This is a genomic window from Mycobacterium sp. ML4, from assembly GCF_054515735.1.
The window spans coordinates 1-15,329 of record NZ_JBTNSY010000051.1; the positions used below are offsets into that span (position 1 = coordinate 1).

A 15,329-nucleotide genomic window follows, 5' to 3' on the forward strand; every position below is an offset into this window, starting at 1 on the left:
ACGTGGCATCGACGCCAGGTCCACCCGGCGACCCGAATTCCTACGGCATGGTGAGCTGCGGTGCCTCCCCGCTACCGGTTCCTCAATGGTGGGCCAAGCTGTGCGACGCATGGTGGTGTGTCGATACGTCCTATCCGTCCAACGCCCGCGACCAGGCTCGCGCCGATGTGACGCGAGACTCCGACCCCGACCGCAGCCCGACGTGGCCGCGTCGCCCGATGGAACCGGCCAATTAGCGGTTGGCGGTAGGCGCACCGCATCCTGGCGACAAATCGGCGACAGCGGCCGGGTCCACCTGCCTGAGTCGCTCAATGCTCTTGCAGCGCAAGAGAACACGCCTGACGTACGACTATCGGCGCGTCGACGGGCGTGCGTTCGTCACCGCTAGGCGAATCGTTCCAGCCAGGTCGTCACCGCATACAACACGGCATAGGTGCCAAATGCGATGGCCAGCATTGCCCCCAGGCGCCATCGCATGCGCCGGACGCCGCCGAGGCTGCACTGATTGCGGCGCCGCAACGCGATCCACACGAGCAGCCCGAGCACGCCGAGGCCGCTCAGCCGAAACCACCACGCGTAGTTGCCGTAGAGATTGTCGGCCCACGCCAAGGCCGTTGCACCGCTAATGATTCCCAACATGGCGAGAACGGTGGGACCGACGCAGCACAGGATGCCGACCACTCCGCTTGTGACGCCGATACCCCAGACCGGCAGCCGGGTCTCCTTGTCCGCACGGGTTTGGGTCGCAGCTTCCTCACGCTCGCCCTCGACGTGCACACCCTTCCAGAACGCGACGTGGCCTTCGATGTGGCGCGCCAGCGGGCTCGGGCGCGGGTAGTACCAGGCGGCGTCTGGGTTGACGGCCCCGTTGACGGTCACGTTGTAGTAGTGCGCCAGGCCCTTCCACGGGCAAATCGATGTGGTCGGGCTGTCGGTCAGATGCTCCCGGCGCACCGACTCAGCCGGGAAGTAGTGATTACCCTCCAGGCGGACGGTCCGCGGCGTCTCCGCGAGCACAGTCTCGTTCCAGACAGCACGAATCATTCTTGCCGACCTCCTGTCATTGCGCGCTCTGCTATAGCAGGCTATTGCGGTGCGGTGCGCAGGTGAATTGTCGTGCTGGTGACAGTTGTTTACCCCGCGTGAAGCCCGCCGTGATCAGCTGTCCCGATTTGGCGTGCAGGGACTAGGAAGTGGGGCATCAGTGACGACGAGGAAGCGTACCCGCGATGAGGTATTCATCGAGTACACCAAGAGCATCTGCCCGGTGTGCAAGGTCGTGGTCGACGCGCAAGTCAACATCCGCGACGCCAAGGTGTACCTCCGCAAGCGATGCCAAACCCATGGCGAGTTCGAAGCCCTGGTATACGGGGATGCCCAGATGTACATGGACTCAGCCCGATTCAACAAGCCCGGCACTATTCCGCTGCGCTTTCAAACCGAGATCCGTGCGGGTTGCCCCAGCGACTGCGGCCTGTGCCCAGACCACAAGCAGCACACCTGCCTGGGTTTGATCGAAGTCAACACCCACTGCAACCTGGATTGCCCGATCTGTTTCGCAGATTCCGGTCACCAGCCCGACGGCTACGCGCTGACCTTGACGCAGTGCGAAAAGATGCTCGATACACTCGTCGAGGCCGAAGGTGAACCCGAGGTCGTCATGTTCTCCGGCGGCGAACCGACGATCCACAAGCAGATCCTCGACTTCGTCGACGCCGCCCAAGCCCGTCCGATCAGGACCGTCATCGTCAACACCAACGGCATTCGGCTGGCATCCGACCGGCGCTTTGTCGCCCACCTCGCCGAACGCAACCGGCCCGGCCGTCCCGTGCATATCTATCTGCAGTTCGACGGCGTGGAGGAGACAACGCACCGCCAGATCCGAGGCCGCGATTTGCGCGACATCAAGGCGCGTGCGCTGGACAACTGCGCAGACGCGGGCCTGACCGTGAGTCTGGTTGCGGCTGTAAAGCGCGGTATCAACGATCACGAACTTGGCGCCGTCATCCGGCATGGGATGGCCCAGCCCGTGGTGCAGTCAGTGGTGTTTCAACCGGTCACTCATTCCGGCCGGCACCTGCAATTCGACCCCCTGACCCGGCTGACCAATTCCGATATCGTGCATGGCATTGCCGCCCAGCTGCCCGAGTGGTTCAAGGCCGACGATTTCTTCCCGGTTCCGTGCTGTTCCCCCACGTGCCGATCGATTACCTATCTGCTCACCGACGGTGAGCATGTGGTGCCGATTCCGCGGCTGCTCGATGTCGAGGACTACCTCGATTACGTATCCAACCGGGTTATTCCCGACCTGGCAATCAGGGACGCGCTGGAGAAGCTGTGGTCGGCATCGGCGGTGCCGGGCACCGAGACCACGCTCGAGCAGTTGCAGAAGGCTGCGACCGCTCTGGATTGCGCCAACGCCTGCGGCATCAATCTGCCCGAGGCGCTGGCTCAGCTTACCGATCGGGTGTTTGCGATCGTGATCCAAGACTTCCAGGATCCATATACCCTCAACGTCAAGCAATTGATGAAATGCTGCGTGCAGCAACTGACTCCGGACGGCCGGCTGATCCCCTTCTGCGCCTACAACTCGGTCGGTTATCGGGAGCAGGTCCGAGAAAGCCTTACCGGAGTGCAGGTGCCCGATATCGTGCCCAACGCCGCCCCCCTAGTGGGGCTGCTGGCTGACTCCCCGCGCGGGTCCAAACAAGTCAAACCCACTGAAGTCCAGCGTATTTCACCGCAGCGCATCAAATCTTGCTGCTCCGACGCCTATTCCCGCGACATCGTGACCCTGCTCCTCGGCGACTTCTATCATCCAGGCGGCGCGGCTTTGACCCGACAGCTCGCAGACCAGCTTGGCCTGAGGTCAGGGCAGCGGGTTGCCGATATCGCCGCGGGCTGCGGCGCCACCGCACGACTGCTTGCCAGCGAATATCACGTGACGGTAGCCGGAGTCGATATCAGCGAAGTGAACGTGCAGCGCGCGCAGGCCGCAGTCGAGCAGGCCGGGTTGCAGCAGCGGGTGCAAATCCATCACGGTGATGCTGAAAGACTTCCTCTGCCAGACAACGCATTCGACGCGTTGGTCTGTGAGTGCGCACTCTGCACCTTCCCCGACAAGGGCGCGGCAGCCAGCCAGTTTGCTCGGATTCTGCGCCCCGGTGGCTTGGTCGGCATCACCGACGTCACCGTTACCGACGTGGGCTTACCGCCCGAGCTGTCCACCCTCGGCGCGTGGGTAGCCTGCATTGCCGACGCCCGACCGGTCGCCGAATACTCCGGCATTCTCGAAGCGGCCGGCCTGCGCATCCGGCATGTCGGATCGCACGACCACCGCCTGCTGAACCTGATTGACCGCGTGAACGCGCGGATCACGGCACTGCGTGTCGCGGCGCCCGAAATCCTCGCCGAAAATGGCATAGTGCCCGACACAGTCCAGGATTTGATCTCCCTGGCGCGCGAAGAGGTGTGGGCCGGACGAATCGGTTACACGCTGATGATCGCCGAGAAGCGTTGAGGCGTAGGCGTTGGCGTCGGCAGAAGCGTGGACCATTTCGGTTTGCGGTGATGGGAGGGCACCTTGGACGAGTTTGACGGCCACGCCGTGTCGTCGGGCTACCTGGAGAAGCGGCAGCTGCGCACCGGCAGCGCAGGATGGTTGCTGCTGGCCGGCCTCGGGGTCAGCTACGTGGTGTCGGGTGACTATTCGGGCTGGAACTTCGGGCTGGCTCGCGGCGGATTCGGCGGGTTGGCGATCGCGACCGTGGTGATCGCCGCCATGTACCTCGCCCTGGTGTTGGGAATGGCCGAACTGTCGTCGGCACTGCCGACCGCGGGCGGTGGGTACACGTTTGCCCGGCGCGCGCTGGGACCGTGGGGCGGGTTCGCAACGGGTACCGCCGTGTTGATCGAGTACTCGATCGCGCCCGCCGCCATCGCCACCTTCATCGGCGCCTATGTGGAGTCGCTGGGACTGTTCGGCATCCGCGACGGCTGGTACGTCTACTTGGCGATCTACGCCCTGTTCATCGGAATCCATCTGGCCGGTGTGGGCGAAGCGCTGAAGGTGATGTTCGGGATCACCGCAGTCGCGCTGGCGGGTATCGCGATATTCGCCGTCGCCGCCGCCGGGCGCTTCAGACTGGCGAACCTGACCGAGATCGCGCCCTCACACGCGGTCGGCGCTTCTCCTGTCCTGCCGCACGGCTATCTGGGGGTGTGGTCGGCACTGCCGTTTGCCATCTGGTTCTTCCTGGCGATCGAGGGAGTGCCGCTGGCTGCCGAGGAGACGGCACACCCGGCCCGCAACGTCCCACGGGGCATCACGGCGGCGTTCGCGGTGCTGCTGGTGACCTGTGTGCTGGTGCTGCTGCTGGCCACGGGTTCCGGTGGCGCGCAGGCAATGTCGGCGTCCGGCAACCCGCTGGTGGCGGCGCTGGGCCCGGCCGGCGCGGCCAGGGCCGTCAACTACATCGGACTGGCCGGCCTGATCGCCAGCTTCTTCTCGATCATCTACGCGTACTCGCGGCAACTGTTCGCGCTGTCCCGGGCGGGCTACCTGCCGACGGCGCTGTCGATCACCAATGCGCGGAATGCACCGACCCTGGCGCTCGTCGTTCCCGGCGCGATCGGTTTCGCTTTGTCGATGACCGGCAAGGGCGACCTGTTGCTCAACATGGCCGTGTTCGGCGCCACCCTCAGCTATGTGCTGATCATGGTGAGCCACATCGTGCTGCGCAGCCGGGCGCCCGAACTGGACCGGCCCTACCGAACCCCGGGCGGCCGCGTCACCAGCGGGTTCGCCCTGGTGGTCGCCGTGCTGGCGCTGATCGCCACGTTCCTGGTCGACGGCGTGGCGGCGCTATGTTGCCTGGCGGTTTTCGGCGGCTTCCTGCTCTATTTCGCCTGCTACAGCCGGCACCGGTTGATCAGCAGCGCGCCGGACGAGCGACTGGCCGGGTGATCTCCCAGAGAACCTGGTGCAGCTCGGTCAGCGTGTGCGCCGGCAGAAACAGGTCACAGTAGGGCAGCGCCGCTGCCATCGACGCGGCCAACGGCGCGTAATCCGGCTGCGCGGCACGAGGATTGAGCCATACCACCCGGTGCGCGCGACGGCGCAGCCTCGCCAAAGCGTGTGCTAGCACCTCAGGCGGGTCGCTGTCCCACCCGTCGGAGGCGATCATCACGACCGCCCCGCGCAGCGCATTGCCGTACGGCTGGCTGAGCAGTCTGTCGAGGCTGCGGCCGATGGACGTGCCACCGTAGCGGTCCGTCACCCTCGCATTTACGCGCTGCAGGGCCACCTCGGCGGACCGGTGCGACAGTACGCCGGTGAGGCGGGTCAACGAGGTCGAGAAGGCGAAGGCATCGACGCGAATCCTGTTCTCGTGCAACATCACCGCCCGCATGAGGTGCAGGTACATGGTCGCGAACGGCTGCATCGACCTACTCACGTCGCAGACCAGGACCACCGGCCGGGGGCGACGGCGTGGCCGGGCCCGGGCCAGGGTGACGATTTCCCACCCGGTGCAGCGGGACGCGTTGATGGTCGCCCGCAGGTCGATGCGCTTGCCGTGGGGGTGACGCTCGGATCGCAGGCTGCGCCGCCGGGGCCAGTGCGGCAACGAGCGCTGTATCCAGTCACCAAGCAGACGCAGGTCGTCGGGGTCGAATTCGTCGAACGGTTCGTCGGCCCTCGCGGCGATGCCGCTGGGTGAGAACACGGGCACCCGTACGGCGGCCCGGTCATCTGACGCGCCGGCCGTGCCGGTGGCCCACGGAAGCGTCTGAGCGGAGGCACTGGATCGACCTCCGCCGCGGTGCACGATCCCGGCCGCCGGAGTGCGGGGTCCGGGCAGCGGCAGTGCCGACTGGGGGTCGGTACGTCCGTCGGCTGTGCCGGTGCCGAACACGGCCGCGAAGACCTCGTCGAAAGCCTGAAGATCGTCCATCCGGTTGACCAGGGTCAGCCGCGCCGCCCAGTACAGCGCCGACGGGTCGGAGGGCACCAGGTGCTGTAGCGCCTGCACGAAAGTTGCTTGACCGTCTGCCGATACCTGCACACCCGCGTGACGCAGTCGTGCCACCAGGGCGCTGGCGAATGCCGCCTGGTCGACGCCGCGCAGCAGGGCCGGGGTGCTCACTCGGGTGCGCGCCGGCGCAACAACCAGTACAAGGCCAGCACGGCGAGCACCGCGACCGCGATCGCGCCGTACTTCTTGAGTTGATCGCCGCCGGCGAGTTCGAGCAGGTCGATAGGCTCAGGCTCGGGAGTTTGGCGGGTGCCCGGGACGGGATTGACCGGCCAGGCCGGAATCGGCTCCCCGCCTTCGGTGGTGACGGCCGCCGGCTCGGCCGGAGTTGGCCCGGCCAGTTCGGCCTCCAGGGATTCGACGAACTGACCCAGCAGCTTCTCCGAGACCTGCTGCAGCATGCCGCTGCCGAACTGCGCCAGCTTCCCGACGATCTTGAGATCGGTGTCGACGATGACGTTGGTGCGCTCGCCCACCGCTTGAAGTTGCGCGGTCACCGTAGCCGCAGCGTTGCCGGTGCCACGCGCCTCCTTGCCCCTGGCGTCGAAGACAGCCCGGTGCCGGCCGCGGTCTTGTTCGATGAAATGCACCTTGCCGGTGAATTCACTGGTGACCGGACCCACCTTCACCTTGACCTTGCCGAGGTAGTCGTCGCCCTCGTGGCCGACCAGCTGAGCCCCTGGCATCAGCGGGATCACCTTCTCCAGATCGCACAACACGTCCCAGGCGTGCTCGATGGGCGCGCTGACGGTGAACTGATTGGCGATCTTCATCGGGCGGGTCCTTTCATGTTCGGCTGTATTCGATGAACGCGTCGCGGATCGCATTGCGATCGTCGGGGGTCTTGGCCAGCGCACCCAGGCTCACCAGCGCGCTCTCGTCGACCAGCTCCGAGACCCCGAGCGACACCAGTGCCGCCACCCAGTCGATGGTCTCGGCCACCCCCGGCGGCTTATCAAGATCGAGTTCTCTTGCCGTGCCTACGAATCGGGTTGCGTGTTCGATCAGTGGCGCCGTCGCGCCGGGCACGGTGCGACGCACGATCGCCGCAGCCCGCGACGGTTCCGGGTACTCGATCCAGTGGTAGAGGCACCGCCGCCGCAGCGCGTCGTGCAGGTCGCGGCTGCGGTTGGAGGTGAGCACGGCGATCGGTGGCCGCTCGGCCACGAAAGTGCCCAGTTCCGGGACGGTGACCGCGGCCTCACCGAGAAACTCCAGCAGCAGTGCCTCGAATTCATCGTCGGCACGGTCGATTTCGTCGATCAGCAGGACCGGCGGCGTGGGACCGCGGTATCGCACACACCGCAGGATCGGCCGATCGACAAGGTACGCCTCGGTGTAGAGCTCACTCTCGCTTATCGCGGCACCGCCGGCCTCGGCCAGCCTGATGGACAACAACTGACGCTGGTAGTTCCAGTCGTAGAGCGCTTCACTGGCGGTCAGGCCCTCATAGCACTGCAACCGGATCAAGGAGGTGTCGAGCACCGCCGCAAGCGTTTTGGCCGCGGTGGTCTTACCGACGCCAGGTTCGCCCTCCAACAGCAGTGGCCTGCCGAGCTTTGCAGCCAGGTAGATCGCCGACGCGGTCCCGCGGTCGAGGAGGTAGTCGTGTGCGTCAAATCGGCGAACGACTTCGTCAGGCCCGGCGAACGTCATGGCGCGGTCGCCAACAGTCGCTGATAGTCCTCCCAGGTGTCCACATCGAGTGGAACGGGGCGGTCGACCTGCAGCTCGGCCACCGGGTAGCGGCCCGACCCGATCAGCTTCCACCCACCTTTGTCGCCGTGCAGCCGCGAGAGTTCACCGAACATGTTCCGGCTGAACCAGAACGGATGTCCGATGCCGTCGGTGTAGCGGCAGACGCCGATTTCCACGCCCGCGGCGCTGACGCACCGCACGTCAGCCGGGTCGACCCCGGGCTGGTCCCCGAGCATCACCACGATGCCCCGCGACCGCGGATCCACCTTTTCCAGAGCCACCCGCAGCGATGCCGAACACCCGCTGCCGAAGTCGTCGACCGTGACGACCTCGACCCCATCCAGCGGCACCCGTTCGCGGACCAGCTGCGCGGCACCACCCAGGGTGACGATCAGCTGGTCGAATCCGCAGCTGCGGGCCACCTCGAGGGTCGCGCCCAGCAGGGTCGTATCCCGGTACGGCAGCACCTGTTTGGGCCTGCCGAGGCGACGGGATGCGCCCGCCGCCAGCACCACCCCGGTGACGTGCGGCGCGCTCACAGGCCCTGCCGCTCGGCAAACGCGGTGCAGCATCCAGAGCAGCAGAACCAGTGGTCGACGCCGGCAACCACCAGGTGTTCGGTTGCCGGCCCGATGCTGACCGTCATGCCACACACCGGATCGACGGCCAGACCCGGGTCTGGGCTGGTTCGGACGGCGCGGGGCGGCGTGCCGTGACGCAGTACCGCGATGAGTTCCGCGGCGATGGCGACCGCGATCTCCGGTGGTGTCTTGGCGCCGATCGGCATCCCGACCGGTGTGTGGACGCGGGAACGTTCGTCCTCGGTGAGGTCGAGTGCGCCCAGTATCGAGGCGCCGCGAACCTTGCTGGCCACCAGTCCGATGTACCCGACGCCGTGATCGAGTGCGGCACGGATGATCTCGGCCTCCGGCCCGCCGTGGCTGGCGATCACCACGGCGCTGGTATCGCTCAGATCGGCGTCCCGCCGGGCGTCGTAACCCAGGACACCACAGAGTTGTATCAGCGCGTCGGCGATGGGCGTCTCGCCGTAGATGCGGATCAGCGGGGCGGGCAGTTGCGGCGTCAGAAAGATCTCCAGCGAGCCCCCGGACAAGCACGGGTTGACCACCACGCAGGCGCCCGGCGCCTCCGGAAAGTGCAGGTCTCCGTCGGGCAGTACCCGCAGCAGCACGCTCTCGCCGGCCTGCAGCACGCCCAGGGCGGCCTTGCGAACCGAGTTCTGCGCGCACTGGCCACCCACAAAACCCTCAATTGTGCCGTCCGCCAACAGGATTGCCTCGTCACCCGCGCGTGCGGAGGTGGGTTGCTCGGCGCGCACCACCGTCGCGTGCACGAACGGTGTGCGTGCAGCCACCAGTTCCCGAGCACGTTCGCTGATACTCATCAGATAGGCGGCCTCGCTCTACCCTGCATGGCCTCCCACACCCGCGACGGAGTCAGCGGCATGTCGGCGTGCCGGACTCCGAACGGCGCCAACGCATCCACGACGGCGTTGACGACCGCGGGCGGGGATCCCACGGTAGCCGATTCGCCGATGCCCTTCGCACCGATCGGGTGGTGTGGCGACGGCGTCACGGTGAATCCGGTTTCCAGGTGCGGCACCTCCAGCGCGGTCGGGATCAGATAGTCCATCAGTGAACCGCCCAGGCAGTTGCCGTCTTCGTCAAACGCGATCATCTCCATCAGCGCCATCCCGATGCCGTCCACGATGCCGCCGTGTACCTGTCCCTCGATGATCATCGGGTTGATCCGGGTGCCGCAGTCGTCGACGGCCAGGAACCGCCGCACCTTCACCACCGCGGTGCCGGGATCGATGTCCACGACGCAGAAGTATGCGCCGTAAGGGTAGGTGAGATTCGACGGGTTGTAGCAGATCTGCGCATCCAGGCCGCCCTCAATGCCCTCGGGCAGATCACCGGCACCGTGGGCGCGCATGGCGATGTCCTGGATAGTGACGGCAGCCGCCGGGTCACCCTTGACGTGGAATGTGCCCTTGTCCCACTCCAAGTCCGCCACCGAGACTTCCAGCATGCCGGAGGCGATGATCTTCGCCTTGTCGCGGACCTTTCGGGCCACCAGCGCGGCCGCCGCCCCCGATACCGGGGTGGACCGGCTGCCGTAAGTCCCCAGCCCGAACGGTGTCTGATCGGTGTCACCGTGTACCACGTCGATGTCCTCGGGCGGAATGCCCAACTCCTCGGCCACGATCTGAGCGAATGTCGTCTCGTGCCCCTGGCCCTGAGTTTGCACCGAAAGGCGCACCACGGCTTTGCCGGTGGGGTGCACGCGCAGTTCGCAACCGTCGGCCATGCCCAACCCGAGGATGTCCATGTCCTTGCGCGGGCCGGCACCCACCGCCTCGGTGAAGAAGGACATGCCGATGCCCATCAACTCGCCACGCTGGCGCTTCTCGGCCTGCTCGGCCCGCAGGGCGTCGTAGCCGATCATGTCCATGGCCTTGCGCATGGTGGTCTCGTAGTCACCGGAGTCGTACACCCAGCCGGTCTTGCTGGTATACGGGAATTGACTGGGCTGCAACAGGTTTCGCAGCCGCAACTGAGCCGGATCCATCTTCAGGTCGAAGGCCAGGCAGTCGACCAGCCGCTCCACCAGGTATACCGCTTCGGTGATGCGGAACGAGCAGGCATAGGCCACCCCGCCCGGCGCCTTGTTGGTGTACACCGCGGTCATGTGGCAGTACGCGGCCTCGAGGTCGTAACTGCCGGTGAATACCCCGAAGAAGCCGGCCGGGTACTTCACCGGCGCCGCCGTGCCGTTGAACGCGCCGTGGTCGGCCAGCACGTTGGTGCGGATCGCCAGGATCTTGCCGTCGGCCGTGGCCGCGATCTCACCGACCATGATGTAGTCGCGGGCGAACCCGGTCGACGTCAGGTTCTCGCTACGGTCCTCCATCCACTTCACCGGCTTGCCCAGCACCAGCGAGGCGACGATTGCGCAGACATAGCCCGGGTAGATGGGCACCTTGTTGCCGAAGCCGCCGCCGATGTCGGGCGAGATGACCTGGATCTTGTGCTCGGGCAGACCCGCGACCAACGCATACAGCGTGCGGTGCGCGTGCGGCGCCTGGCTGGTGGACCACAGTGTCAACTTCCCGGTCACCGGGTCCAGATCGGCTACGGCGCCGCAGGTTTCCATCGGCGCCGGATGCACCCGGGGGTAGACGATCTCCTGTTTGACCACCACGTCCGCCTTGGCGAACACCGCGTCGGTGGCGGCCGCATCACCGGTCTCCCAGTCGAAGCAGTGGTTGTCGGTCTTGCCGTCCAGATCGGTGCGGATCACCGGAGCCGACGGATCCAGCGCCTTGCGGACGTCGACGACGGGCTCCAGCGGGTCGTACTCGACGTCGATGAGTTCCAGCGCGTCGCGGGCCGAGTAACGATCCTCGGCGACCACGAACGCCACCTCCTGGCCCTGGAAACGCACCTTGTCGGTGGCCAGCACCGCCTGCACGTCGTTGGACAACGTCGGCATCCACGCCAGGCCCTTGGCCGCCAGGTCGGCGCCGGTCACCACCGCCTTGACCTTCGGATGTGCCTGTGCGGCAGTCACATCGATGCTGACGATGTTCGCGTGCGCGTACGGCGACCGCAGGATTGCCAGGTGAAGCATGCCCGGCAGCACCACGTCGTCCACGTAGCGACCGCGGCCCCGGATGAAACGTGGGTCTTCCTTGCGCAGCATCCTGCCGTAGCCGCAGGGCTTCTGGTCGTTGTCCGCGGTGTCTTCGGGTGAGGGCGGCCGGGATTCGATCGTGGTCATGATGTCGCCGCCTCGGAATTGGAGTGCTCGGCGGCCCATTGAATGGACCGCACGATCGTCGTGTATCCGGTACAGCGGCAGATCTGCCCGGAGATCGCTTCGCGGATGGTTTCCTCGTCAGGATCGGGATTGCGGTCCAGCAGCGCGCGAGCGGTGATCATCATGCCCGGTGTGCAGAACCCACATTGCAGGCCATGGCAACGCATGAATCCTTCTTGCACCGGGTCCAGGGCACCGTCCGGCCCCGCCAATCCTTCCACGGTGCGCACACTGTGGCCGGACGCCATGACGGCCAGCATGGTGCAGGACTTGACCGGGACGCCGTCGACGTCCACCACGCAGGTTCCGCAATTGCTGGTGTCGCAGCCCCAGTGGGTTCCGGTGAGACGCAGCTGATCCCGTAGAAAATGCACCAGCAGCATCCGCGGTTCCACGTCGGCGCTGACCGGTTCGCCGTTGACGGTCATGTTCACCTGCATCACGTTCAGTTCCCTTCCGGCTCAGGATGATTGCGCACACGCTCCACCGCGTTGCGCAGGGTTCGGATGGTCAGTTCTGAGGCCAGGTGTCGCTTGTAGTCGGCGGTGCCGCGGACGTCGGTCACCGGTTCACAGGCTTGGGCGGCCAGCCGTCCGGCTTCGGCGAACGTCTCCTCGGTGGCCGGCCGCCCGATCAGCGCCGCCGACAGTTCGGCCAGTGCGGCCCGATCGGGGTTCACCGCGGTCAGGCCCACCCGGGCGGCGGCGATGGAGTCTGCGTCCACCGTGACGGCAGCACCGGCTGCGGCCACCGCCCAGTCACCGACCCGTCGCTCCACCTTCGCGTAGGCGCTCGACGTTCGGTGCCGCACCGGAATCCGCGTCTCGATCAGGATTTCGTTCGGCGCCACCGCGGTCTCGTACGGGCCGATCAGGAAATCGTCAATCGCGATCTCGCGCTCCCCCGAAGGCCCGCGCACCAGGCAGACCGCGTCCAGCACTTCGCAGACGGTGGACAGATCCTCGGCCGGGTCGGCCTGGCACAGCGAACCGCCGAGCGTGCCGCGGTTGCGCACCACCGGGTCGGCGATCACCCGCTCGGCGTCCCGGAAGATCGGACACACCGCGGCCAGGGTGTCGGATTCCAGGATCTCGCGGTGGCGGGTCATCGCACCGATGCGTACCAACGTCGGATCGGTGATCACATAGCCCAGTTCGGGGGCCAGGTCGTTGATGTCGATCAGATATTCGGGGTTGGCGATGCGCAGCTTCATCATCGGCAGCAGGCTGTGTCCGCCGGCGACCACGCGCGCCTCCTCCCCCAGCCGGTCCAGCAGTCCGATGGCGTGATCGACGCTCGTCGCACGTTCGTATTCGAAGGGGCCAGGTACTTGCATGCCGGAAGTGTCGGCCCGCTGCGAAGGGCCGTCAATGTCGAGTTAAGTGATCCCTGAAGTCGCCGTCGACCAGCGCGTCATGGTGGATACGCCCGGTTGTCTCGGCCAGCGGGCGACCGTCGCCGCCCCACCGCCGGGCGATGACGTCAGCGGCGATCGACACCGCGGTTTCCTCGGGCGTGCGTGCCCCGAGATCCAGCCCGATCGGGCTGGACAACCGGGCCAGGTCGGCGTCGGTCAAACCCACCGCACGCAGCCGCCGCATCCGGTCGTCGTGCGTGCGGCGCGAGCCCATTGCCCCCACATATCCGACGTCCAGGCGCAGCGCGATCTCGAGTACCGGCACGTCGAACTTCGGATCGTGGGTCAGCACGCAGATCACCGTGCGCCGGTCCAGCGTTCCGGTCTGCGCCTGCGCGGCGAGATAGCGGTGCGGCCAGTCGACGACGACCTCGTCGGCGGTCGGGAAGCGTGCCGGCGTGGCGAAGACGCCGCGTGCGTCGCACACCGTGACGCGGTAACCGAGGAACGTGCCCTGGCGGGCCACCGCGGCGGCGAAGTCGATCGCGCCGAAGACCAGCATCCGCGGGCGCGGGGCGAAGCAGGACACGAAAATCTCCATTCCTTCGCCGCGGCGCTGCCCGTCCGGTCCGTATTCCAGGATTGCGGTGCGACCCAGTGCGAGTAGGCCGCGCGCATCGTCGGTGACGGCGGCGTCGGCGCGGGCCGAACCCAGCGAGCCCGCGGTGTCCTCGGGAGTGATCGCCATCCGGCGGCCCACCCGCCGCGCGTCGGCGTGGGCGATGACGGTCGCGACAGCCACCGCACGCTGCGCGTCGATGTCCTGCGCCACCGCGCCGAGTTCGGGAAACGTCGCCTGCGACGCCGCCTCGACGAAGATGTCGATGACACCGCCGCAGGTGAGTCCGACCGCGAATGCGTCGTCGTCGCTGATCCCGTACCGCTCCAGCCGCGGGACACCCGAACCGGCGACCTCGGTGGCCAGTTCGTACACCGCGCCCTCCACGCACCCGCCGGACACCGATCCGCTGACCGAGCCGTCCGGCGCCACCATCATCGCGGCACCCGGTTGCCTTGGGGCCGAGCGCATGGTCCGCACCACGGTCGCCAAACCGGCGGTGTTGCCCGCGCGCCAGATCGGCATCAAATCGGCAAGCACGTCGCGCATGCACCCAACGTAGGCTCATCGACATGACCCCGGCTCAACTTCGGGCCTATTCGGCCGTGGTGCGGCTGGGTTCGGTGCGAGCCGCGGCCGCCGAACTGGCCATGTCCGACGCCGGAATCTCGATGCATGTCGCCGCATTGCGCAAGGAGTTGGACGACCCGCTGTTCACCCGGACCGGGGCCGGGCTGGCGTTCACCCCCGGCGGCCTGCGGCTGGCCAGCCGGGCGGTGGAAATCCTGGGGCTGCAACAGCAGACGGCGATCGAGGTCACCGAGGCCGCACACGGGCGGCGGCTGTTGCACATCGCCGCCTCGAGCACCTTCGCCGAACATGCCGCACCCGGACTGATCGAGCTGTTCTCGTCGCGGGCCGACGACCTCTCCGTGGAGTTGAGCGTGCATCCCACGAGCCAGTTCCGCGATCTGATCCGTTCGCGGGCGGTGGACATCGCCATCGGCCCCGGCGGCGAGAAGTCATTCAGCGCCGATCTGTTCGTGCGGCCGTTTCTCAAGTATCAGATCATCACCGTCGTCGCGCCGAAAAGCCCACTCGCCGTGGGTATCCCGACGCCGACGCTGCTGCGTCAGCAGCAATGGATGCTGGGCCCGTCGGCCGGCAGTGTTGATGGCGAGATCTCAAACATGCTGCAGGAGTTGGCTATTCCGGAGTCGCAGCAGCGCATCTTTCAGAGCGACGCCGCCGCTCTGGAGGAGGTGCTACGGGTGGGCGGTGTCGGGTTGACGATCGGGTTCGCCGTCGCCAAAGACCTGGCCGGCGGGCGGCTGATTCATGTTTCCGGCCCGGGACTGGACCAGGCCGGCGAGTGGTGCGCGATGACGCTGGCGCCCTCGGCCCGTCAGCCCGCCGTGTCCGAACTGGTCCGTTTCATCACCACGCCGCGCTGCATCCAGGCGATGATCCGGGGCAGCGGGGTGGGCGTGACGCGGTTCCGGCCGAAGGTGCACGTCACGCTCTGGAGTTAGCTATACGCTTTACCTCCATGAGCGTGTACAAGGTGATCGACATCATCGGGACCAGCCCCACGTCATGGGAGCAGGCGGCAACCGAGGCGGTGCAGCGGGCGCGGGAGAGCGTCGATGACATCCGGGTGGCGCGGGTGATCGAGCAGGACCTGGCTGTGGACGCCACCGGCAAGATCACTTACCGCATCAAGCTCGAGGTCTCGTTCAAGATGAGGCCGGCCAAGCCGCAGTAAGAGAATCTGCTT

13 protein-coding genes and 3 pseudogenes are annotated in these 15,329 nt (G+C 66.7%); 5 read left to right on the forward strand and 11 right to left on the reverse strand.

All coding sequences use genetic code 11. From position 1 onward, the window contains the following. Window positions 1-236: pseudogene (locus ACX9NE_RS28680) on the forward strand (hypothetical protein); the annotation flags it as partial. A gap of 148 nt (window positions 237-384) precedes the next feature. Here the strand turns inward: ACX9NE_RS28680 and ACX9NE_RS28685 are convergent. Further along, window positions 385-777, reverse strand: a complete 393-nt coding sequence (locus tag ACX9NE_RS28685) for a hypothetical protein (protein ID WP_459365135.1) — start codon at window positions 775-777, stop codon at window positions 385-387. Then, window positions 754-1,044: pseudogene (locus ACX9NE_RS28690) on the reverse strand (DUF427 domain-containing protein); the annotation flags it as partial. The pseudogene ACX9NE_RS28690 and the gene ACX9NE_RS28685, both read right to left, overlap by 24 nt. Before the next feature lie 160 nt (window positions 1,045-1,204). On the opposite strand from ACX9NE_RS28690, the gene ACX9NE_RS28695 reads away from it, so the two are divergent. Together ACX9NE_RS28695 and eat are read left to right on the forward strand one after the other, a co-directional pair. After that, window positions 1,205-3,520, forward strand: a complete 2,316-nt coding sequence (locus ACX9NE_RS28695; protein ID WP_459370942.1) for a methyltransferase domain-containing protein — start codon at window positions 1,205-1,207, stop codon at window positions 3,518-3,520. Window positions 3,521-3,583: 63 nt separating this feature from the next. Further along, window positions 3,584-4,966, forward strand: coding sequence for an ethanolamine permease (gene eat, locus ACX9NE_RS28700; RefSeq protein WP_459365132.1), 1,383 nt, complete (start codon window positions 3,584-3,586; stop codon window positions 4,964-4,966). Here eat and ACX9NE_RS28705 read toward each other — a convergent pair. From ACX9NE_RS28705 to ACX9NE_RS28745, 9 genes and pseudogenes are all read right to left on the reverse strand, one after another. After that, window positions 4,932-6,146 carry a vWA domain-containing protein gene (locus ACX9NE_RS28705; protein ID WP_459365131.1) on the reverse strand — a complete coding sequence of 405 codons (1,215 nt, stop codon included), beginning with the start codon at window positions 6,144-6,146 and terminating at the stop codon, window positions 4,932-4,934. The two genes, eat and ACX9NE_RS28705, sit on opposite strands and share 35 nt — an antisense overlap. After that, entirely contained in the window at window positions 6,143-6,808 is a 666-nt protein-coding gene (locus ACX9NE_RS28710) for an SRPBCC family protein (protein ID WP_459365130.1), read from the reverse strand. The genes ACX9NE_RS28705 and ACX9NE_RS28710 overlap by 4 nt, the downstream gene beginning before the upstream one ends. Before the next feature lie 13 nt (window positions 6,809-6,821). Continuing rightward, a complete protein-coding gene (locus tag ACX9NE_RS28715) occupies window positions 6,822-7,691 on the reverse strand; it encodes an AAA family ATPase (RefSeq protein WP_459365129.1) in 870 nt (289 codons plus the stop codon). Continuing rightward, a complete protein-coding gene (locus tag ACX9NE_RS28720) occupies window positions 7,688-8,305 on the reverse strand; it encodes a nucleotidyltransferase family protein (protein WP_459365128.1) in 618 nt (205 codons plus the stop codon). Before ACX9NE_RS28720 ends, ACX9NE_RS28715 begins: the two co-directional genes overlap by 4 nt. Before the next feature lie 131 nt (window positions 8,306-8,436). Continuing rightward, window positions 8,437-9,138: pseudogene (locus tag ACX9NE_RS28725) on the reverse strand (XdhC family protein); the annotation flags it as partial. Further along, window positions 9,138-11,537, reverse strand: coding sequence for an aerobic carbon-monoxide dehydrogenase large subunit (locus tag ACX9NE_RS28730; RefSeq protein WP_459365127.1), 2,400 nt, complete (start codon window positions 11,535-11,537; stop codon window positions 9,138-9,140). The gene ACX9NE_RS28730 and the pseudogene ACX9NE_RS28725, both read right to left, overlap by 1 nt. Then, complete coding sequence (locus ACX9NE_RS28735) at window positions 11,534-12,016, reverse strand: (2Fe-2S)-binding protein (protein WP_459365133.1); 483 nt, start codon at window positions 12,014-12,016, stop codon at window positions 11,534-11,536. Before ACX9NE_RS28735 ends, ACX9NE_RS28730 begins: the two co-directional genes overlap by 4 nt. 5 nt (window positions 12,017-12,021) lie before the next feature. Next, complete coding sequence (locus ACX9NE_RS28740) at window positions 12,022-12,912, reverse strand: FAD binding domain-containing protein (RefSeq protein ID WP_459365126.1); 891 nt, start codon at window positions 12,910-12,912, stop codon at window positions 12,022-12,024. Window positions 12,913-12,943: 31 nt separating this feature from the next. Beyond that, window positions 12,944-14,101 carry an XdhC family protein gene (locus ACX9NE_RS28745; protein WP_459365125.1) on the reverse strand — a complete coding sequence of 386 codons (1,158 nt, stop codon included), beginning with the start codon at window positions 14,099-14,101 and terminating at the stop codon, window positions 12,944-12,946. A gap of 23 nt (window positions 14,102-14,124) precedes the next feature. Between ACX9NE_RS28745 and ACX9NE_RS28750 the strand changes: the two genes are divergently transcribed. Together ACX9NE_RS28750 and ACX9NE_RS28755 are read left to right on the forward strand one after the other, a co-directional pair. Then, complete coding sequence (locus ACX9NE_RS28750) at window positions 14,125-15,084, forward strand: LysR family transcriptional regulator (protein ID WP_459365124.1); 960 nt, start codon at window positions 14,125-14,127, stop codon at window positions 15,082-15,084. Between the two features lie 17 nt (window positions 15,085-15,101). Next, entirely contained in the window at window positions 15,102-15,317 is a 216-nt protein-coding gene (locus tag ACX9NE_RS28755; protein ID WP_065133334.1) for a dodecin family protein, read from the forward strand. Window positions 15,318-15,329 lie beyond the last annotated feature (12 nt).